Consider the following 19926-nt stretch of genomic DNA (forward strand, 5'->3'; position numbering starts at 1 on the left):
AGTTCGCCCGCACGGTGTGGTCATGGACCGAACGACACCTCCCCGACGCCGCCTCCGCACGGCGGTCATCGCTGGCAGCAGCGCCCTCGCGCTCGTCGTCGGCGGCGGCGCCTGGTGGGCCCTCGACCGGTTCGTGATCCCGCACGTCGAGATCTCGAGCGCCACCGCCTACGAGGCCGAGAACTCCACGGTCGAGAGCGTGTCGACCGAGGACTCGAACGCCGTCACCACGGCAACCTCCTACGACTCCGACTACGCCGACATCACCATCAGCACGGTGACGACCGGCAGCGGCGACGACACCGTCACCTACTACGTCGCGGACGTCGTGCTGAGCGACGCGACCGCGCTGCGGTCCGCCTTCGCCGAAGACACGTTCGGCGAGAACATCACCGAGACGACCTCCGAGATCGCGGAGGCCCATGACGCCGTCTTCGCCATCAACGGCGACTACTACGGGTTCCGTGACACCGGGATCGTGATCCGCAACGGCGTCATCTACCGCGATGAGGGAGCCCGCGCCGGCCTCGCCTTCTTCCTCGACGGCAGCGTCGAGGTCTACGACGAGACCAGCACCAGCGCCGAGCAGTTGCTCGCCGACGGCGTCTGGAACACGCTGAGCTTCGGTCCGGCACTCGTCGAAGACGGGGAGATCCTCGACGGCATCGACGAGGTGGAGGTCGACACCAACATCGGCAACCACTCCATCCAAGGCGATCAGCCGCGCACCGCGGTCGGCGTCGTCGACGACAACCATCTCGTGTTCGTCGTCGTCGACGGCCGCCAGACCGGCTACAGCGCCGGCGTCGACATGACCGAGCTCGCCGAGATCATGCTCTCGCTGGGCGCCGAGACCGCCTACAACCTCGACGGCGGCGGCTCATCGACCCTGTACTTCAACGGAGAGGTCGTGAACTCGCCCTCCAACGGCGGCGAACGCGGCACTTCCGACATCCTCTACATCGCCGGATCGGAGCAGTGATGATCGTCCTCATTCCCGCCCTGGAGCCGAACCACCGGCTGCCGCAGCTGGTGCGCGAGCTCACGACCGCAGCCCCCGACATCCGGGTCGTCGTCGTCGACGACGGCAGCGGCCCCGCCTACACCGACGTCTTCGAGGAGACGCTCGACCTGGGCGCGGAGCTGCTCGCCTTTCCGCAGAACCGGGGCAAAGGCGTCGCCCTCAAGGCGGGTCTGCGCCACGTGCTCGCCTTTCACCGCGGCCACGACGTGGTCACCGCCGACTCGGACGGGCAGCACACCGTCGATGACATCCTGCGGGTGGCGTTCCGACTCCGCTCCGAGAGCGACGCGATTGTCCTCGGCGCGCGCGACTTCCACGGCGACGTGCCCGCCCGCAGCCGCTTCGGCAACGCCGTCTCCGCCGCGGCCTTCAAGGTCGCGGCCGGCTTTGCGGTCACCGACACCCAGACCGGGCTGCGCGGGCTTCCTGCCAGCGCCCTCGAATGGCTCGCGCGGGTGCCGGGTGAGCGGTTCGAGTACGAGCTCGAGGTGCTGCTCGGCGCCCGCGACGCCGGGGTGCGGGTCGTCGAGGAGCCGATCGCGACGATCTATCTCGAGCACAACGCCTCGTCGCACTTCCGCCCGATCCGCGACTCTGCCCGGGTGCTCCGGCCGGTGCTGCGCTTCGGCGCCTCCTCGCTGACCGCCTTCGCCATCGACACCGCGCTGCTCGCCCTGGTGTTCTGGCTCACGGACTCGCTGATCGCCTCGGTGGTCGTCGCCCGCGTGGTCAGCGGCACGGTCAACTTCGCCCTCAACCGCCGCGCTTTCGGCGCGCACCGGGTGCCGCTGCGTCACGCCGTGCCTCGCTACCTCGCGCTCGCCCTCGTGCTGCTCGGCGCCAACTATGTGTGGCTGGCTGCGCTGGTCGGCGCGGGGCTTCCGCTGCTGCTCTCGAAGGTCGTGACCGAGGTCTCGCTCTACATCGTGAGCTTCGCGGTGCAGCGCTCGATCGTCTTCGCCCGACGCGGGAGCACGGCGCATGGCAGCGAAACGCCGATCCCCGTCGCCGCGGTGCTCGTCCCCCGCCGCGTGCCGTGACACATCGACGAAGGCGAACGAGAAGTGAAATGGGTGGATCTGAGGGGACTCGAACCCCTGACCCCCTGCATGCCATGCAGGTGCGCTACCAGCTGCGCCACAGACCCTGACTGCTCCGGAGAGCAACCCGTCTAGATTACTACATCTCGGAGCCGCCGCCGAACGCGTCGGCGCCCGCGCTCTGCGGAGGGCAGACTGGAAGGACCATGAGCGAACCCGTCACCATCTCGATCACCCGCCGCGTCGACCCCGAACGGGAGAAGGAGGCCACCGCGTGGGCGCGCGCTGGCCAGGACCTGCTCGCCGCAAGCCCCGGGTATCTGGGCTCCGGATGGGTGCGCCCCGATCCGACGAGCCCGGTCTGGCACATGCTCTTCCGATTCGCGGATGCCGAGAGCCTGGAGACGTGGCAGCGCTCCTCCGAGCGCGCCTGGTGGGCCGCTTCCGCGCAAGGGATCGTCGAAGACGGCCGACAGGAGCTCCGCACGGGCATCGAGGGCTGGTTCGACGAGCCGGCGAGCGTCGAAGTTCTGCCCGCACCGCAGCCGACTCCCCCGCGTTGGAAGCAGATGGTGTCGATCTTCCTGGTCTTCTACCCGCTGAGCCTCGGGTCGAACGCGCTGCTCGGCTGGCTGATCCCGGATTGGGACCTGTGGGCGCGCGTGCTCCTCGCCGTCGTACTGGTGACGCCGGTGATGACCTACCTGGCGCTGCCGTTCGTCACGCGGGCGCTGCGCCCGTGGCTTCTTCGCGGTCGGTGATCGGGATGACTGGGCAGTCCTTCCACAGACGCTCCAGCGAGTAGTACATCCGGTCTTCCTCGTGGAAGACGTGCACCACGATGTCACCGAAGTCGAGCAGGATCCAGCGACCCTCGGCGCGACCCTCGCGACGCAGCGGCTTCACGCCGTGCTCGATCAGCTTGTCTTCGATCTCGCCCGCGATGGCGATGACGTTGCGCTCGTTGCGCCCGCTCGCGATCAGGAAGACATCGGTCAACGGCAGCGGCCCGGAGACGTCGAGCGCCACCAGGTCGACCGCTTGTTTCGAATCGGCCGCCGCAGCGGCGATGTCGAGCAGTTCACGGGCGCGGTCAGTGGCGGTCACGAGTTCCTTCGGGGGGTGATGCGGGGTCGAGCGTGCGTCACAGCTGCCCGGAGGCAATGGCGACGACGAAGATCGTCCCGACGAGCGCGGCCATGGTGGCCGCGGCGATGATCAGAATGGTGAGCCCGCGGTTGCTCGGCGGGCGCTGGGCGGCCATGACCGCACTGGTCGCGGTGTGCGTGCTGACCGCGCGCATCGCCCGCACGGGCTGCGAATCGGTCATGGTGACCTGGTAGTCGCTCGGGTCCAGCAGGTGATCGAGATCGGCCGACTCGAGCTGCTCCGGATACGCGCCGTGCGAGGCATAGCTGCGCGGAAGCTGCACCGACCCCGTGATGAAGACCTCGCCGGTATCGGAGATCGCGCCGCCAAGACCCGAGTCCATGGCGGGAGGAAGAATCAGGGCACTCGTCGTCAGCGGGCTGTAGCCGCCGACGCCGCGGCCTCCGCCACTGACGCCCGACTGCTCGCTGTCGTCAAGTTCGGCCTGCGTGCTCCAGTGACCCACGCGGCTCGACGCGGTGGCGATCTCGCCCGAGCCGGTCGTTTCGGCGGGCGCGATCGGCTGAGCGAGAACGATGGGTTCCGCGGGCGCGGGTGGTTGCTCTGCGGCAGCCGGGAGAATCGAGGACACGTTCGGAGCCGGTGCCGGTGCCTCCGGCGCCCACGGCGCCGGCGGCGTGGGCGCGCTCGACGATTCAGCGACCGACGGCTCGACGGGAGGCGCTGCGACGCTGGTCGCCGGCGGGGCGTCCGCCGTGGCCGGAGCCTCGGCGACGGGATCCGCGGAACGACGACCGCGCGTGGTCGGCGGCTCGACGAGGGGCGGCGGTGCGGCGGCCGACCGGCGGTCGGCGACAAGGGCGTCGAGCTCCGCGTAGCTCGCGGTGCGGTCGCCCAGCCGCGGCTGCTGCGAGGGAGCGGCGTCCCCCTGCTGCTCGCGCAGCGCACGCAGCTCGCGACGGGTGAGCGTGCGCTCGACGGAATCGATGTCGTCCGCGCGCGGCTCCTCGACGCGCGGGGGCTCGACCGGGGCGAACGCCGCCGGACGAGCCTGCGGCGGAGCAAAGGCCGCGGGCGCCAGCGGATCCGGCGTCCGCGCCGCCGGAGCCCAAGGCTCGCGGACTGCGGGAGGCTGCGGGGCGGCAGGCTGCGGGGCGGGAGGCTGCTGCTGCTCGGCCTGGCGCTGCGCTGCCTCGCGCAGCTCGGCCTGGCGCTGCTCGGCCAGACGCCGCGCCGCCTCGCGCTGCTCGGCGTGCCGCTGCTCGGCCTGACGCTGCGCGACCTGCTGCTCGGTACGCTGCTGCTCGGTGCGCTGCTCCTCGGCCTGACGTGCTCGCGCCTCCGCCCGCGACTGCGGTGCCGGCTGAGGTGCGTCCGCACCGGGCGCGGGCTGCGGCGTCACCAGAGGCGGCACGCTGATGGTGGGGTCGACAAGCGGGAGAGGGGGGCGTTCCGCCCGCTCGCTCTCCCTCGCCGCACGCCGCGATTGCAGCGGCGGCTCGTGATAGGTCGTCATGTCGAACTCCGGTAGAGCTGATACTTGGAGATGTACTGCACGACACCGTCAGGGACCAAGTACCAGACCGGGTCCCCCCGGTCCACGCGCGCCCGGCAGTCGGTCGATGAGATCGCCAGCGCGGGCACTTCAAGGGAGCTTACGCCCTGCGTCGGCAATCCGCGAACGTTCAGGCGGTGTCCTGGGCGAGATACCGCCACAAAGTGGGCAAGTTCCCAGAGTTCGGCCTCGTCCTTCCACTCCAGGATCTGCGCGACCGCATCGGCGCCCGAGATGAAGAACAGCTCGGCCTCGGGACGCGCCGCACGAAGGTCGCGCAGGGTGTCGATCGTGTACGTCGGGCCGGCGCGGTCGATGTCGACGCGGCTCACCGTGAAACGCGGATTGGAGGCCGTCGCGATGACCGTCATCAGGTAACGGTGCTCGGCGGGCGACACATCCGCCTTCATCCACGGCTGGCCGGTGGGAACGAAGACGACCTCATCGAGGTCGAACCGCGAGGCCACCTCGCTCGCGGCGACCAGGTGGCCGTGGTGGATCGGGTCGAAGGTGCCGCCCATCACTCCCAGCCGCACGCGCGCACCGGCGCGGTCGGAGGTCGGGGTCGGCACGATCGACAGAGGTCGACCTAGTGGTGGCCGTGGTCGGCCGGAGCCGAACCGGTCTTGTGGCTGTGGCGGTTCGACACGTCGCGGTAGCTCCAGGTGACGAAGCCCAGGACGACGAAGATCGCGGCCGCGATTCCCGCAAAGGCGAGAGGGTGCATGATGATCGGCGCAAGCTCGTGCTCGGTCTCGGTCAACAGGGTGTACAGCATGGGGTCCTCTCCCGACGGCGTGTCGCCAGTCTATCGATCCGCAACCTTCAGCCGCGCACCTGACCCGCGCCGCGCACGATCCATTTCGTGCTGGTGAGCTCGGGCAGGCCCATCGGTCCGCGGGCATGCAGCTTCTGCGTCGAGATTCCGACCTCCGCACCGAAGCCGAACTCGCCGCCATCGGTGAAGCGCGTCGAGGCGTTCACCATCACCACGGCAGAATCCACTTCCGCCAGGAACCGTTCGGCGCGCGCGATGTCGTTGGTCACGATCGACTCGGTGTGGCGCGTCGAGAAGCGGCGGATGTGCGCCAATGCCGCATCGAGGTCGTCCACCACCGCGACCGACAGGTCCAGACTCATGTGCTCGGTCGCGAAGTCCTCGTCAGTGGCGGGCAGAGCATCGGCGAAGATCGCCCGAGCCCGCTCGTCGGCATGGATCGTCACGCCCTGTTCGCGCATCGCGGCGAGCACGGGCGGAAGCAGCCTGTCGGCGTCGCGCGCATCGACGAGCAGCGTCTCGAGCGCGTTGCACACGCTTGGGCGGTGCACCTTGGCGTTCACCGCGAGGTCGATCGCCATCTGCTCGTCGGCACCCTGGTCGAGGAACATGTGGACGATGCCGGCCCCCGTCTCGATGACGGGCACCTTCGACTCGCTCACGACCGTCTCGATGAGCTGGGCACTGCCGCGCGGGATGAGCACGTCGACGAATCCGCGCGCCTGCATCAGCTCGGTGGCTCCGGCACGACCGAACTCGTCGATCGTCTGGACGGCGTCGGCCGGCAGCCCGACGCTGGCGAGTGCCTCCTGCAGCAGTTCGACCAGCACGCGGTTCGTGTTCTCGGCGGCGCTTCCGCCGCGCAGCACGACCGCATTGCCGCTCTTCAACGCGAGCGCGGCGATGTCGATGGTCACGTTCGGTCGTGCCTCGTAGATCGCGCCGATCACCCCGAACGGCACGCGCACCTGGCTGAGCTTGAGGCCGTTCGGCAGATTCGATCCGCGCACCACGCCGCCGACCGGGTCGGGCAGGGCGACGATGTCACGCACCGCGGTCGCGAGTCCGGCCAGACGCGCGTCGTCGAGACGCAGGCGATCCTGCAGTCCGGCGCTGAGCCCGTTCTCGCGCCCATTGGCGAGGTCGAGCTCGTTCGCCGGGAGAATGCGTGCGGCGTTCTCTTCGACGGCCCGCGCGATCGCACGGAGGCCGGCGTCCTTCTCGGCCGTGGAGACGGTCGCCAGCGCCCGGGAGGCCGTCCGCGCGGCGACCAGCTTCTCTTCGAGCGAACGGGCGGCGGTGAGCGTCTCGGACATGCCTCGAGAATACTGCGCGAGGCAGGAACGCCGCCGACGATGCGCGCTCAGGGGCGCGGGGACGCCTCGAACCAGGTGCCGAGCTCGACGCCGGAGAGCGCCTCGCCGACGCGGCTGGTCGAGGTCAGCAGCACGGGAGTTCCGCTCGATGCGGCGAGCTTGGCGGCAGCGATCTTCGTCCCCGCTCCCCCGGTCCCGACTCCTGCGGCGCCGATATCGCCGAGTTCGACGCCCGCAAGGTCGTCGCTGTGCGCGACGAACGGGATCGGACGTGCGCCCGGCTCGTGCGGAGGTCGCGTGTAGAGGGCGTCGACGTCGCTCAGCAGCACCAGCAGGTCGGCTCCGATGAGCTCCGCGACGAGCGCGGCGAGTCGGTCGTTGTCACCGAAGCGGATCTCGTGCGTCGCCACCGTGTCGTTCTCGTTGACGATCGGCAGGATGCGCAGGTCCAGCAGACGTTCCATCGCCCGCTGAGCGTTGCCGCGCGGCGTCGGGTGGTCGAGGTCGCCAGCGGTGAGGAGCACCTGCCCGGCGATGATCGGGAACCGGTCGAGGCTGGTCTGATACCGCCACATGAGCACGTTCTGCCCCACCGCGGCCGCGGCCTGCTGCGTCGCCAGATCGTTGGGTCGCGAATCCAGCTCGAGGAAGGGGATGCCGGTCGCGATCGCGCCCGAGGAGACGAGCACGATTTCGCATCCGCGGCCGTGCGCGGCCGCGAGGGCGTCGACCAGCGGTGTGATCTGCGCGGCATTGGCGCCGCTGATCGACGACGAGCCGACCTTGACAACAATGCGCTTCGCGCCCAGCACGCTCGCGTGCGGTCCCGTCACCGCTCCTCCGCTTCCTCGCCGTCTTCGTGGTCGGATTCCCACTGCTCGGTCCAGACGCCCGCTGCGCGCTCGGCCTCGAGTTCGGCGCGGGCGGCCGCCTTGGCATCCATCCGCTCGAAGTATGCCTCGCGGCGCTCGTTGCGCGTCAGACGACGGTTCTCGTCGAGTCGCGCGTCGGTTCCGCGCGGGCTCGTCATCAGCTCGGCGGCCGAGGTCAGCGTCGGCTCCCAGTCGAACACACGCGAGCTGTTCGCGCCGATGACGACCGCCGAACCCGGGGTGGCACCGTGAGCGAACAGGGCGTCCTCGACGCCCAGCTTGGCCAGACGATCGGCGAGGTAGCCCACCGCTTCGTCGTTCTCGAAGTCGGTCTGGGCGACCCAGCGCTCCGGCTTGGCGCCGAGCACCCGATAGATCGTCTCGGTGCCGCCTTCGACGACGATGCGGAAGTCCGCCTCGTTGACGGCGCGCGGGCGCATCACCAGACGCGGCTTCGCGATGGCGGCCGCAGCCTTGGCGGCGCGGTCGGCCTCCACCAGCTCGGCGAGAGCGAACGACAGCTCGCGCAGGCCCTCTCGGCTCACGGCCGACACCTCGAAGACGCGGTAGCCGCGCTCCTCGAGCTGCGGGCGCACGAACTCGGCGAGCTCGCGGGCGTCAGGCACATCGACCTTGTTCAGCGCGATCAGCTGGGCGCGCTCGAGCAGCGGCACCTGCCCATCGGGCACCGGATAGGCGGCGAGTTCGCCCAGGATGACGTCGAGGTCGGTGAGCGGATCACGACCCGGCTCCAGCGTTCCGCAGTCGAGCACGTGCAGCAGCGCGGTGCACCGCTCGACGTGGCGCAGGAACTCGAGCCCCAGGCCTTTGCCCTCGCTCGCGCCCTCGATGAGGCCCGGAACATCGGCGATCGTGTAGCGGAACTCGCCCGCCTCGACGACACCCAGGTTCGGGTGAAGCGTCGTGAACGGGTAATCGGCGATCTTCGGCTTCGCGGCGCTGAGCGCCGCAATCAGGCTCGACTTGCCCGCGCTCGGGTAGCCGACCAGCGCGACGTCGGCGACGGTCTTCAGCTCGAGGACGGCGTCGCCCTCCCAGCCGGGCGTGCCGAGCAGGGCGAAGCCGGGCGCCTTGCGCTTGGTGTTGGCGAGCGCGGCGTTGCCGAGGCCGCCCTGTCCGCCGGGCGCGACGACAAGGCGCATGCCGGGCTCGTCCAGATCGGCGAGCTGCTCGCCGTCGGGCGAGTAGACGACAGTGCCGACGGGAACCGGCAGCTCGAGCGGTGCGCCCTGGTAGCCGGACCGGTGGTCGCCCATGCCGGGGCCGCCGTTGCCGCTGGACCGGTGAGGGCCGCGGTGGTAGCTCAGCAGGGTGGTGACCTGCGGGTCGGCGACGAGCACGATGTCGCCGCCGTTGCCGCCGTTGCCGCCGTCGGGGCCGGCAAGGGGCTTGAACTTCTCACGGCGCACCGAGACGCAGCCGTTGCCGCCGTGGCCGGCGCGCAGGTGGAGCGTGACGCGGTCGACGAATGTCGTCATCGCTGCCTCCTCTGGTCTCGGGTTGTGAGCAGACGAAAAGGGCGGGCCGAAGCCCGCCCTTGTCGAGGATTGAGTCGTCGGGCGGGTTACGCCGCCGGGACGATGTTGACGACCTTGCGGCCGCCCTTGGTGCCGAACTGCACGGAGCCCGCCTCAAGCGCGAACAGCGTGTCGTCGCCACCGCGACCGACGCCGGCGCCGGGGTGGAAGTGCGTGCCGCGCTGGCGAACGAGGATCTCGCCCGCCTTGACGACCTGGCCGCCGAAGCGCTTCACGCCGAGGTACTGGGGGTTCGAGTCGCGTCCGTTGCGGGTGGACGATGCGCCCTTTTTGTGTGCCATTGCTGCAGCCCTTACTTGATCCCGGTGATCTTCACGCGCGTGAGGTCCGCACGGAAGCCCTGGCGCTTCTTGTAGCCGGTCTTGTTCTTGAACTTCTGGATCGTGATCTTCGGGCCGCGCAGGTCGGCGACGACCTCGGCCGTGACCTTCACCTTGGCGAGCGCCTTGGCGTCGTGGGTGATGGTGTCACCGTCGACCAAGAGCACCGGCGCCAGCTCGATGTTGCCGTTCTTGTCGGCCTGAACACGGTCGAGGACGACGATCGAGCCAACCTCGACCTTCTCCTGCCGCCCACCGGCGCGCACAACTGCGTAAACCACGGAAAATCCTTACGTATGAGGGAAGTCTCGGTGTCGAACGCGACGCCAACGGCGGCGGACACCAAGGAGCAACGATACCCGAGAGAAGGCCATCCGGTCAAACGCGGCTGGCCGTGTCGCTCCCGTCGATTCTAGACGTCATCGAGGGCGCCGCCGAGTTCATGTCGAGGGGGGTGTCGCTGCTGCCATCCCCAGAGCAGGACGACTGCCAGCAGCACGATCGGAACGTCGAGCACGAAGGTCCGGAAGGCCCCGGTCACCCCCTGCAGAATCGCGATCCACGCCCCGCGGAACGCGCCGGCGAGGTCCGGGAACGAGTTGGCGAAGAACGTCGCCCCCATCAGAGCCCCGGCGACCTCCCAGATCACGACGACGGCGATGATGAGCAGCATGCCGATCGCGGTGGCCAGGGCGCCGCGCGTGAGCACGTGCGCGAGTCGCAACTCCGGAACGATCGGCGCAAGCTGCCACAGGGCGAAGAACACGCCGATCGAGAGCGGCAGCGTTCCGAAGACCGAGCCCTGCAGCTGGCCGGTCCACAGGTATACGAGCGAGTCGCCCGTCTGCCCAGGCAGCCCGACCAGGGAGAGGGAGCCGATGAAGCCCAACGCGACGCCCTGCGCGAGAAGCGCGGCGAACACCCCGGCCGCGACGAGAAGAGCCTGCAGCGCACCGCGCCGCCGCAGCGCCCGCTTCATCGCCTCTGACATCCCGTTTCCCGACATCGCGTCCACCCTCGCGCCTATGATCTCCAGATGACCGTGCTGATTGACGAGCCTATCTGGCCGGCCCACGGCACCGTCTGGGCGCACCTCGTGAGCGACTCATCGCTCGACGAGCTGCACGCCTTCGCCGCCGAGGCGGGAATCCCCGCCCGCGGCTTCGACCATGACCACTACGACGTGCCGCGCGAGCGCTGGAACGAGCTCGTGGCGCGCGGCGCCGAACCGGTGACCGGGCGCGAGCTGCTGCGGCGACTTCAGGAAGCCGGGCTCCGGGTGACGCAGCGCGAGAAGGCCGAGCGGGCCCGGCGCCTCTGAGTCGTCCCTCGGGGCCGCGTCACCACTGCGGGTCGACGCCCGGAAGCGTCTCGAGCACCGTGAGGGTGTCCAGATCGACGACGAGCGTCGGCCCGGTCGTCGCCTCCCCCGCGGCGCCCTGGTCGAGCACGACGAACAGATACTGACCCGCGGGCGAGACGCGGAAGTCGGCGATCGAGGCCGTTGACGCGCCCAGGTCGATGAGCGTCGAGGTCGAGCCGTCGTCGAGCGCGAGTCCAGTCGTGAAGCCGCCCTCGGCGTCGGGAATGGCGACCTTCGCGACCCGGCGCTCCGCATCGACCATCGCGACCGCCCCGACGTACGGCTCGACCCCGTCGATGAGCGAGGCGGTCAGGCGCGACGGCGCTCCCGAGGCGAGGTCGACGAGCACCGGGCCGAACGCGTCGGCAGCGACGAAACCGGTCCCGTCCGGCGTGATCCCGTAGACGTCCACGTAGCTGCCGAGCGGCACGAAGGGGGTGAGGCCCGACGGATCCCCGCGCAGCACCGAGCCGTCGCGCGCCGCGATCAGGATGTCGGCGGTGGTCGGAATCGAGAACCAGGCGCGAGTCGCGATCGGCTCCCCGTCGAGGCCCAGCACGGCGGTCGGAGTGGGGTCGCCCGCCAGGTCGCTGCGCATCAGGGTCGAATCGAAGTTCGGAAGCGGATCCGCGTCCGCGCTGCTCAGCGTGAACAGCAGCGCCGTGTCGACCCGGCCGAGCTGTTCGATGCGCCCCTCCTCGGGCAGCACGAACTCCTGGACGCCAGCTCCGCTCAGATCGCGCAGGGCGAGCGTGCTGCGCTCGCGATCGACATCCTGAACCAGGGCCACCACGTCATCGAAGCGGACGAACTCCCGGATTCCGGAGCCCTGGGCCAGCTCCTGCTGCACCCCCGAGCCGATCTCAGTGCTCACGACCGCCACCGGCTGCCCCTCAGACGACGTCGTGAGCGTCTCGACGGTCAGCGCGGCCGTCTGAAAGCCCGCCTCGGCCACTCCGCGCGCGCCGCCCGTCGCGCCCTGCACCGAGTCGATGACGACCCGATACTCCGTGGAGGCGCGCAGCGCCGTCGAGAAGCGCAGGATGACGGTCGACCCCGAGACCTCGACCGTGAAAGGCACCTCGGGCTCGATGCGCACCTCGGCCTCGGTGACCGAGGCGATCGGTCGCGTGAAGACGAGCTCCGCCACTCCCCCCGGCGCGCTGACGAGGGCGGCCGGATCGACCCGCACCGACTGCACCCGCGGCCCCTGCGTGCTCGCGAGCGCCGCGAGCGTCACCGCCGCCAGCGCGAGCACGGCGAACACGGCGACGACGCGAACCCGGTAGCCGCGAAGCGCCTGCCGACGACGCCAGTCAGAAGAGATACGGCTGGTCAGGCTCATCGACGCCGGTCACCCCCGAAGGCTCGAGGACGATCGCACCGATGTCGAGGGATCCGCTCGGCACGAACTCACCGGTCACCTGAACCCAGTCGTCGGCGCTGAACTGGGTCTCCCAGCCGGGCAGCACCACCGGAACCCCGAAGGGCTGCGCGTCGACCGCGCAGCAGGTGATCGCGAACCGCGAGACGTAGAACGCATCCGGCTGGTCGGGGATGGCCGTGATGAAGCCGACGACGTCGACGGGTTTGCCCTCGTAGAACGTCGGGTCGGAGGTCTGTCGCAGCAGGGTCGCCCATTCCCGCACCGTGAAACCGGCGAACAGCTCATCGGGGGCGGTCTCGGCCTCGGCGACCGCGGCCGCGTCCGCGGCGGGGTCCAGCGATCCGGTCTGCGAGGTGATGTCACGCTGAATCGCCGTCGCACTCGACAGCGTGGCCGGCGGCAGCACGATCATGGCGAGGGCGAGACTCGCGCTCACGATGATCGCGAGCACCCCGGCGAGTCGCGTGAGTCGCGAGTCGGAGGCCGCCGTCTCATCGTGGTCGTGGTCGTGGTCGTGGTCGTCCGTCAGCAGCGGCAGCGGAGCGCGGTGCGGCTCGTCCCCCGGAGCGAGAGCGCGCGCGGCGCGACGCCGAAGGAGCGCGCCGGCCAGCGCGGCGACGCAGCCCACGATCGCGACCGCGGCGAGGGCGATCGTGAAGAGGTCGTAGCGCGGATGGATGTAGAGGGCGAGCTGTCCGGTGGCGGCCAGCCACACGGTCAGCACCGCCACCACGAGCACGATCAGTACGCCGCGCAGTCGATGCAGCTCAGACCACAAGGTCGACCCCCCATCCGATGGCGGCGCTCGCCAGCGCCACGATGCCGGTCACGATCAGGAGCGTGCGCACCGTGAACGTGGTGCGCAGCAGCGCGAGCATCTTGATGTCGACGAGCGCTCCGAAGATCAGGAAGGCGACGATCGACCCCGGCATGAACGTGCTCGCGAACGGCAGGATGAAGAACGCATCCACGTTCGAGCAGACGGAGATCACCAGCGCGAGCGCCATCAGCGCCAGCACCGACCAGAGCGGGTCGGAGCCGAGCGCGATGAGCACGGAGCGCGGCACGACCGTCTGGACGGCGCCGGCGACCACCGCGCCGACCGTCAGAGCGGGAAGGAGCGTCGCCGACTCGCGCACGAACAGGTCCACGCTCTGGCTCCAGCGCGATGCGGTGCTTCCCTCGCTGGTCGCGCATTCCGCGTTGAAGCGCGTCGTCAGCAGCGACGACGGATCGGGATGCCGACTGAACAGCCAGCCGAGCAGGTTGGCGATCAGGAAGCCGCCCAGGAGTCGCGCGACGAGAATGCCGTCATCGAAGCCGAACGCCTGATGCGTCGTCACGATCGTGATCGGGTTGATGATGGGGGCCGCGAACAGGAACGTCATCGACTCGCCGACGGTCAGCCCACGCACGACGAAGCCGCGAGCCAGCGGCACGTTGCCGCACTCGCAGACCGGCAGGAACATGCCGACCAGCGAGAGGGCGGCGCGCCGGAGCACCGGCGTGCGAGGCAGCACGCGAACGATCAGCCCCTCCGGGAGCCACACCCGAACCACCACCGAGAGGGCGATGCCGAGCACCACGAACGGCAGCGACTCGACAAGCAGACTCGTCGCCAGCGTCACCAGGTCCTGGACCTGATCGGGAAGCAGACCCTTCGGCACCCACCCGGCCGTGGCGATGCGGGCGACCACGAGCCCGGTCACCAGCCCCAGCGCCACGGCGAGGAGCACCCCGCGGCGGCTCCGCGGAGCGACCGCCGGATCGGGTCGCGAGTCGACTCGGAGGCGGGACGGCATTCGCACATTCTGCCAGCACGCAACCGGGCAACAGCTCGGCGTGGCGGGAGCGGCGCGAGCTCCGGTGCCTCACCGATTCCGACGCGGCGGAATGCTCGCCGCTCGGCTCACGTTGGGACGAGCATGACGTTGATTCCCGGAGCCCCTGCTCCTCGCCTCACCCTGCCCCTCGTCGACGGACGCTCGACCGACGACCTCGAACTCGGGACCGGCGCTGACGGTCGCTTCGCGCTCGTCGTGTTCTACCGCGGACTGCACTGCCCCGCGTGCCGTCGCCAGCTCGCCGAACTGGATCGCCGGCTCGACGACCTCCGTGAGGCGGGCGTCGGCCGCGTCGTCGCCATCAGCATGGATGACGCCGAGCGCGCGGCCACCACCGTGGAATCATGGCGCATCGGCACGCTGCCGGTCGCCCACAGCCTCAGCGAAGCCGACGCGCGCGCGTGGGGCCTGTTCATCTCCGAGGCGATCAAGGAGAGCGAGCCGGCGCGCTTCAACGAGCCGGGGGCGTTCCTGCTCGACGCCGACGGCACGGTCTATTGGAGCTCGGTCGCCAGCATGCCGTTCTCGCGACCGGCCGTCGATGACATCATCTCGGGCGTCCGCTGGGCCCAGGACCAGAACTACCCGGCGCGCGGCGCCGCCTGAGCGCACAGCGGTGGGCTCACCGATCGTGCGCCCACCGCTCGCGTGGTCAGCTCGCGGGACCGTCCTGAGGGGTCACGACCTCGCCCTTCGACGAGGCGCGACGCGACCGACGCGACCGACCCGCCCCGGGGGCCGGAGGCTCGGGAAGGGCCTCGAGCACCGAGCCGAGGATCTCTTCGGCGGCGTGCGGATCCATGCGACGTCCCGAGCGCGGCGCCTTCTCGATCGGAAGATCAAGAACCTTGACGGCGGCGTTGGCCGCGGCCTCGGCCGCCTGCTCGATCTTGGTGATCGACGGCGCTGCCGTCGTCTCTCCCGAGGCGGCCTTCGTGTCGTGCTCGTGGTCGTGCGCGACGGTGCTCTTCGCGACCTGCGCGATCGCGTTGCGCACGTCCTCCGTCAGCGCGTGCGTTCCGCTGGATCCGCTGCTCTGCTTCGGTGCGGTGCTTCCCCCCGAGTTGCCGGAGCCTCCGCGACCGCCACGGCGGCGCGACGAGCCGCCCGAGTTCGAGCCACCCTGCGACGACGAGTCGTTGCCGCCGCCGCGGTGCTTGAACACCGGTTCGTGGTGCACGACGATGCCGCGCCCGGCGCAGGTGTCGCACGCCTCGCTGAACGACTCGACCAGCCCGAGGCCGAGCTTCTTGCGGGTCATCTGGACGAGGCCGAGCGAGGTCACCTCGGCGACCTGGTGCTTGGTGCGGTCACGGCTCAGGCACTCGATCATCCGACGCAGCACGAGGTCGCGGTTGGATTCGAGCACCATGTCGATGAAGTCGACCACGATGATGCCGCCGATGTCGCGCAGGCGAAGCTGACGCACGATCTCCTCGGCCGCTTCGAGGTTGTTCTTCGTGACCGTCTCTTCGAGGTTTCCGCCGGAGCCGACGAACTTGCCGGTGTTGACGTCGATCACCGTCATCGCCTCGGTGCGGTCCATGACGAGCGAGCCGCCCGACGGCAGCCAGACCTTGCGCTCGAGCGCCTTCTCGATCTGCTCGGCGATGCGGTAGTGGTCGAAGGAGTCGACCTCGCCGGTGTAGCGCTCCAGGCGTCCCATCAGGTCGGGCGCGACCGCGCCCAGGTAGACGGAGATGGTCTCCATCGCGTCGTCGCCTTCGACGACGAGCTTCTGGAAGTCCTCGTTGAAGACGTCGCGCACGATCTTGATCAGCAGGTCGGGCTCGCTGTGTAGGAGCTGCGGAGCGTTGCCCGACTCGACGGTCTTCGCAATGTGCGCCCACTGCGCGGTGAGCCGCTGCACGTCGAGCGTGAGCTGCTCCTCGGTGGCGCCTTCGGCCGCGGTGCGCACGATGACGCCCGCGTCGTCCGGGAGGACCTCCTTGAGGATCTTCTTCAGCCGCGCGCGCTCGGTGTCGGGAAGCTTGCGTGAGATCCCGTTCATCGATCCGCCGGGCACGTAGACGAGGAAGCGGCCCGGAAGGCTCACCTGGCTCGTGAGGCGGGCGCCCTTGTGGCCGACCGGGTCCTTGGTGACCTGGACCAGCACGCGGTCGCCGGGCTTGAGCGCCAGCTCGATGCGACGGGCCTGATTCTTCGGCGCGGGCTCGCCCTCCGCGGCGGAGGCGGCCGCGGCGGCCTCCCAATCGACCTCGCCCGAGTACAGCACGGCGTTGCGTCCGCGACCGATGTCGACGAAGGCCGCCTCCATGCTCGGCAGCACGTTCTGCACGCGACCGAGGTACACGTTGCCGATCAGGCTCGCATCCTGCGCCCGGGCCACGTAGTGCTCGACCAGCACGCCGTCTTCAAGCACGCCGATCTGGATGCGCCCGTACTTGCTGCGCACCACCATGACGCGGTCGACGCTCTCGCGCCGCGCGAGGAACTCGGCCTCGGTGACGACCGGACGACGACGACCGGCGTCGCGACCGTCGCGGCGACGCTGCTTCTTGGCTTCGAGGCGCGTCGAACCCTTGACCCGCTGCGGCTCGGTGATCTCCTCCTTCGGGCGCGGCTGACGCACCCGAACGGTCGTGCCGGGAGCGTCGTCGCCATCACGCGGCGCGTCGCTGGAGCGACGGCGCGAACGACGACGCGAGGTCTCGGCGGCCGGCTCCTCGGAGGCGGCGGGCCGCTCCGGCATCGGCGGCAGGTCGGGCGCCTGGAAGAGCAGCGCGGTGGTCGGCGCGACGGCAGGCCGCGCGTCTGACGCTGCCGCATCCGCCTTCGACGCGGCCGGCGCGGCGCCGGCTGCCTTCTTGGCGGGACGTTTCGCCGCTGCGGGCTTCTCGGCCGCCGGCTTCTCAGCTGCCGACTTCTCGGCTACCGGCTTCTCGGCCGCCGGCTTCTCGGCTACCGGCTTCTCGGCCGCCACGGTCGCGGCCGCGTCCGCCACGGGGGCGTCGGCGACGGCCTCGGGCGCGTCGACCTTCTTCGACTTCAGCGGTCGCCAGCGGCGCGCCTTCGGGGCCTTTTCTGATCCAGCTTCGTTATTCGGGTTGTCATCCACCATCGCTGGTGTGCTCCTCATCCGACGAAATGGCCGCGCCACCTGCCGGGTACTCTCGAGCGAGACGCGAAAACGCGTGTCTCGCAAATCCTGTTCTGTTGGGAGCAGCGTCCGCGATCCGCGGGCCCAGCTGCTCGGGCGCCCTCTCACGACGCGAAATTCGGAACTGGCGATCCGACACGGTGCCCGACGACGGTCGTCGGCACCTCGTGGCCCGGTATGCCCGGTAAGCCTTCTGTGGCGTTGATGCGAGCGCGGCCCGCCTCAACTCGCTCAAATTATCGCACGTCAGGACGAAAGACCCGGATTTCACGAGTCGGACTTGCCATAATCGCGAGGTGACCAGCTTCGAAGCACCCGCACGCCGCCCCTGGGTCCTCGCCGGATTCTTCATCTTCGCCGGAGTCGTCGGCTGGTGGGCCGCCTTCCAGCTCACCGTCGAGAAGTTCCACCTGCTTGAGAACCCGGAGGCGGTTCTCGGTTGCGACTTCTCGATCCTGGTGCAGTGCGGCAAGAACCTCGAGTCCTGGCAGGGCTCCGTGTTCGGATTCCCGAACCCGATTCTCGGACTCGCCGGATTCGTCGCCCCGATCGCGGTCGGCGTCGCCCTGCTGGCCGGGGCTCGTTTCGACCGGTGGTTCTGGATCGCCTTCCATGTCGGGGTGACCGGTGCCCTCGGCTTCGTCATCTGGCTGATCTCGCAGTCGATCTTCGCCCTGTTCACCCTCTGCCCCTGGTGCATGGTGGTGTGGAGCGTCACCATTCCGCTCTGGTGGTCACTCACCTTCCGCAACCTCGCCGAAGGCGTGTACGGGCAAGGCCCGCGCCGCTTCGGGGCGGCGATGCGCTCCTGGGTGGTGCCGATCACGATCGGCAGCTACGCGATCGTCGCGATCATCGCCCAGGTGCGGCTCGACGTCATCGCCTACCTCTAGCGAGGCGCACGTCCAGGCAGCGCCGGGCGCGTGCCCACTAGACTCACCACCGTCCATTCCGCCCCGACACTTCGAGGTTTCCCAGTGCCCCAAGAGCGACTCACCAAGGACCAGCGCCGCGAGGCGGCGCGCGAAGCGGCGCGGCTCGCGCGTGCCAAGCAGAAGCGACGCGACACCATCAACTCCGTGCTCGTGCGCGGCGGCGTCACGCTGGGAATCGTGGCGGTGGTCGCGATCGTCGGACTCGTGATCTTCAACTCGGTCAAGCCGGCGGGCCCCGGGCCGCTCAACATGGCCAGCGACGGCATCGTGCTCATCGGCGAGGAGATGGAGGCGGTTCCCACCGCCGCGATCCCGGCCGACGGCGAGCCGACCGACACCGACACCTCCGACCTCGACGTCGACCTGAATATCGTCATGTACGTCGACTACCTCTGCCCCGTCTGCGGCGCCTTCGAGGACGCCAACGCCGAGCTGATCGAGTCGCTGGTGACCACCGGCCAGGCCTCCATCGAGATCCACCCGGTCTCGATCCTGGACCGCGCGTCGTCGGGCACCCGCTACTCCTCGCGCGCCTCGAACGCGGTCGCCTGCGTCGCCGAGAACGAGCCCGACTCCTTCTGGACCGCGCACTCGACGCTCTTCGCCAACCAGCCAGACGAAGGCACCACGGGTCTTTCCAACTCCGAGATCGTCAGCCTCTTCGAGGGCGCGGGCATCACGTCAGAGACGGTGAGCAGCTGCATCAACGACGAGTCGTTCAAGTCCTGGGTGACCGCCGCCTCCGACCGCGCGACCAGCGACCCCGACCTGGTGAACCCCTCGAGCGGATACTTCGGCACGCCGACCGTCTTCGCCAACGGTGAGCGCTACACGGGCAGCGTCAGCGACGTCTCCGAGTTCGCGGCGTTCCTCGCCGCGCTGCTGCCGGCCGAGACCGAGACGACCGAGTAATGACCGACCCGGTCGACACCGCCCCGGCTCCGCGTCCGACGCCGCCGTGGGTGGTGCCGACCGTGGTCGGCGCCTTGATGGCGATCGCGATCATCGTGATCGTCGCGGTGATCTTCGCGCTGCGGGAGGAGCCCGCCGACGTCGAGAGTCTCGAGGTGAGCGCCCCGGCGAGCATGACGTCCGACGGCGGGATCCGCTTCGAGGGTGTCGATGGCGCGGTGGTCGTCGCGGACCCGAACGGCGAGACGGCGGCCACGGCCGTCGAGCTGTACGTCGACTGGTCGTGCCCGATCTGCCGCGACTTCGAGGGCGCCTACTCGGAGGAGCTGACCGGCCGCGTCGCCTCCGGTGAACTCGTGCTCGAGGTCCACCCGGTGGCGATCCTCGATCGCGCCTTCCTCGACAGCGAGTACTCGAGCCGCGCCGCCAACGTCGCGGCCTGCGTCGCCGAGCACGAGCCGGATTCGTTCCTCGCCGTGCAGTACGGGTTCTTCGCGGCGCAGCCCGACGAGGGCACCGTCGGCTACGACGACGCGCAGCTCGTCGAGCTGCTCGGCATCATCGGCGTCACCGACGCGGACGTCATCAGCTGCGTCGAGAACGGCGACTTCCGCGACTGGGTGGCAGCGATCACCGCCTCGACCGTGTCGCGCGCGGAGCTTGCCGGCGAGAACGGCGGCTTCGGCACGCCGACCGTGGTCATCGACGGGGAGCGCTGGAACCCCGCGACCGACGGCGAGCTGCTGGCGCTGCTCGACGCCCGCTAGACGCCGAGCAGCCGCCGGTCAGG

22 protein-coding genes and 1 tRNA gene are annotated in these 19926 nt (G+C 69.9%); 8 read left to right on the top strand and 15 right to left on the bottom strand.

The window, feature by feature from the left end:
* Nucleotides 1-22 precede the first annotated feature (22 nt).
* Nucleotides 23-982 (top strand): phosphodiester glycosidase family protein, encoded by a 960-nt coding sequence (locus ACR3ZA_RS02835; protein WP_473659950.1) that lies wholly within the window; start codon nt 23-25, stop codon nt 980-982.
* Nucleotides 982-2064, top strand: a complete 1083-nt coding sequence (locus ACR3ZA_RS02840) for a glycosyltransferase (RefSeq protein WP_473659953.1) — start codon at nt 982-984, stop codon at nt 2062-2064. Before ACR3ZA_RS02835 ends, ACR3ZA_RS02840 begins: the two co-directional genes overlap by 1 nt.
* Nucleotides 2065-2098: 34 nt before the next feature.
* Here ACR3ZA_RS02840 and ACR3ZA_RS02845 read toward each other — a convergent pair.
* A tRNA-Ala gene (locus ACR3ZA_RS02845) sits at nt 2099-2171 on the bottom strand.
* Between the two features lie 99 nt (nt 2172-2270).
* Here ACR3ZA_RS02845 and ACR3ZA_RS02850 point away from each other — a divergent pair.
* The gene (locus ACR3ZA_RS02850) at nt 2271-2825 is read left to right on the top strand and encodes an antibiotic biosynthesis monooxygenase (RefSeq protein WP_473659955.1); all 555 of its coding nucleotides are present in this window, start codon (nt 2271-2273) and stop codon (nt 2823-2825) included.
* Here ACR3ZA_RS02850 and rsfS read toward each other — a convergent pair.
* The 10 genes from rsfS to ACR3ZA_RS02900 form a co-directional block, all read right to left on the bottom strand.
* A complete protein-coding gene (rsfS, locus tag ACR3ZA_RS02855) occupies nt 2785-3171 on the bottom strand; it encodes a ribosome silencing factor (protein WP_473659957.1) in 387 nt (128 codons plus the stop codon). The two genes, ACR3ZA_RS02850 and rsfS, sit on opposite strands and share 41 nt — an antisense overlap.
* 37 nt (nt 3172-3208) lie before the next feature.
* Nucleotides 3209-4576, bottom strand: a complete 1368-nt coding sequence (locus ACR3ZA_RS02860; RefSeq protein WP_473659959.1) for a cell envelope integrity TolA family protein — start codon at nt 4574-4576, stop codon at nt 3209-3211.
* 110 nt (nt 4577-4686) lie between these two features.
* Nucleotides 4687-5250: a nicotinate-nucleotide adenylyltransferase gene (nadD, locus tag ACR3ZA_RS02865; protein ID WP_473662270.1), complete on the bottom strand. Its 564-nt coding sequence runs from the start codon at nt 5248-5250 to the stop codon at nt 4687-4689.
* 68 nt (nt 5251-5318) lie between these two features.
* Nucleotides 5319-5507, bottom strand: coding sequence for a hypothetical protein (locus ACR3ZA_RS02870; RefSeq protein ID WP_473659961.1), 189 nt, complete (start codon nt 5505-5507; stop codon nt 5319-5321).
* A gap of 47 nt (nt 5508-5554) precedes the next feature.
* Nucleotides 5555-6823 (bottom strand): glutamate-5-semialdehyde dehydrogenase, encoded by a 1269-nt coding sequence (locus ACR3ZA_RS02875; RefSeq protein WP_473659963.1) that lies wholly within the window; start codon nt 6821-6823, stop codon nt 5555-5557.
* 47 nt (nt 6824-6870) lie between these two features.
* The gene (gene proB / locus ACR3ZA_RS02880; protein WP_473659964.1) at nt 6871-7656 is read right to left on the bottom strand and encodes a glutamate 5-kinase; all 786 of its coding nucleotides are present in this window, start codon (nt 7654-7656) and stop codon (nt 6871-6873) included.
* Nucleotides 7653-9194, bottom strand: coding sequence for a GTPase ObgE (obgE, locus tag ACR3ZA_RS02885; RefSeq protein ID WP_473659966.1), 1542 nt, complete (start codon nt 9192-9194; stop codon nt 7653-7655). Before obgE ends, proB begins: the two co-directional genes overlap by 4 nt.
* A gap of 86 nt (nt 9195-9280) precedes the next feature.
* Nucleotides 9281-9535, bottom strand: coding sequence for a 50S ribosomal protein L27 (gene rpmA / locus ACR3ZA_RS02890; protein ID WP_294179962.1), 255 nt, complete (start codon nt 9533-9535; stop codon nt 9281-9283).
* 11 nt (nt 9536-9546) lie between these two features.
* Nucleotides 9547-9855, bottom strand: a complete 309-nt coding sequence (gene rplU / locus ACR3ZA_RS02895; protein ID WP_294179961.1) for a 50S ribosomal protein L21 — start codon at nt 9853-9855, stop codon at nt 9547-9549.
* A 131-nt stretch (nt 9856-9986) separates the two neighbouring features.
* A complete protein-coding gene (locus ACR3ZA_RS02900) occupies nt 9987-10565 on the bottom strand; it encodes a hypothetical protein (RefSeq protein ID WP_473659967.1) in 579 nt (192 codons plus the stop codon).
* Nucleotides 10566-10610: 45 nt separating this feature from the next.
* Here ACR3ZA_RS02900 and ACR3ZA_RS02905 point away from each other — a divergent pair, with 45 nt between their 5' ends.
* Nucleotides 10611-10895, top strand: a complete 285-nt coding sequence (locus ACR3ZA_RS02905) for a DUF4031 domain-containing protein (RefSeq protein ID WP_473659969.1) — start codon at nt 10611-10613, stop codon at nt 10893-10895.
* 19 nt (nt 10896-10914) lie between these two features.
* Here ACR3ZA_RS02905 and ACR3ZA_RS02910 read toward each other — a convergent pair whose 3' ends face one another.
* Genes ACR3ZA_RS02910 through ACR3ZA_RS02920 form a run of 3 tightly spaced genes read right to left on the bottom strand, consistent with a single transcriptional unit; the run spans nt 10915 to nt 14126 of the window.
* Nucleotides 10915-12282 (bottom strand): Ig-like domain-containing domain, encoded by a 1368-nt coding sequence (locus ACR3ZA_RS02910; RefSeq protein ID WP_473659971.1) that lies wholly within the window; start codon nt 12280-12282, stop codon nt 10915-10917.
* Nucleotides 12254-13102, bottom strand: coding sequence for a TIGR03943 family putative permease subunit (locus ACR3ZA_RS02915; RefSeq protein WP_473659973.1), 849 nt, complete (start codon nt 13100-13102; stop codon nt 12254-12256). Before ACR3ZA_RS02915 ends, ACR3ZA_RS02910 begins: the two co-directional genes overlap by 29 nt.
* Nucleotides 13092-14126: a permease gene (locus tag ACR3ZA_RS02920; RefSeq protein ID WP_473659975.1), complete on the bottom strand. Its 1035-nt coding sequence runs from the start codon at nt 14124-14126 to the stop codon at nt 13092-13094. The genes ACR3ZA_RS02915 and ACR3ZA_RS02920 overlap by 11 nt, the downstream gene beginning before the upstream one ends.
* Before the next feature lie 123 nt (nt 14127-14249).
* Here ACR3ZA_RS02920 and ACR3ZA_RS02925 point away from each other — a divergent pair, with 123 nt between their 5' ends.
* Nucleotides 14250-14774 (top strand): redoxin domain-containing protein, encoded by a 525-nt coding sequence (locus ACR3ZA_RS02925; RefSeq protein ID WP_473659977.1) that lies wholly within the window; start codon nt 14250-14252, stop codon nt 14772-14774.
* 46 nt (nt 14775-14820) lie between these two features.
* Here the strand turns inward: ACR3ZA_RS02925 and ACR3ZA_RS02930 are convergent, their stop codons facing one another.
* Nucleotides 14821-17250: an Rne/Rng family ribonuclease gene (locus ACR3ZA_RS02930; protein ID WP_473659979.1), complete on the bottom strand. Its 2430-nt coding sequence runs from the start codon at nt 17248-17250 to the stop codon at nt 14821-14823.
* Between the two features lie 335 nt (nt 17251-17585).
* On the opposite strand from ACR3ZA_RS02930, the gene ACR3ZA_RS02935 reads away from it, so the two are divergent.
* The 3 genes from ACR3ZA_RS02935 (at nt 17586) to ACR3ZA_RS02945 (ending at nt 19903) form a co-directional block, all read left to right on the top strand.
* The gene (locus ACR3ZA_RS02935) at nt 17586-18182 is read left to right on the top strand and encodes a vitamin K epoxide reductase family protein (protein ID WP_473659983.1); all 597 of its coding nucleotides are present in this window, start codon (nt 17586-17588) and stop codon (nt 18180-18182) included.
* Between the two features lie 84 nt (nt 18183-18266).
* Nucleotides 18267-19136, top strand: coding sequence for a thioredoxin domain-containing protein (locus ACR3ZA_RS02940; RefSeq protein WP_473659985.1), 870 nt, complete (start codon nt 18267-18269; stop codon nt 19134-19136).
* Complete coding sequence (locus ACR3ZA_RS02945) at nt 19136-19903, top strand: thioredoxin domain-containing protein (protein ID WP_473659988.1); 768 nt, start codon at nt 19136-19138, stop codon at nt 19901-19903. The genes ACR3ZA_RS02940 and ACR3ZA_RS02945 overlap by 1 nt, the downstream gene beginning before the upstream one ends.
* The last annotated feature ends 23 nt before the right edge of the window (nt 19904-19926 follow it).

This window comes from Herbiconiux sp. J20-20 (assembly GCF_057365085.1).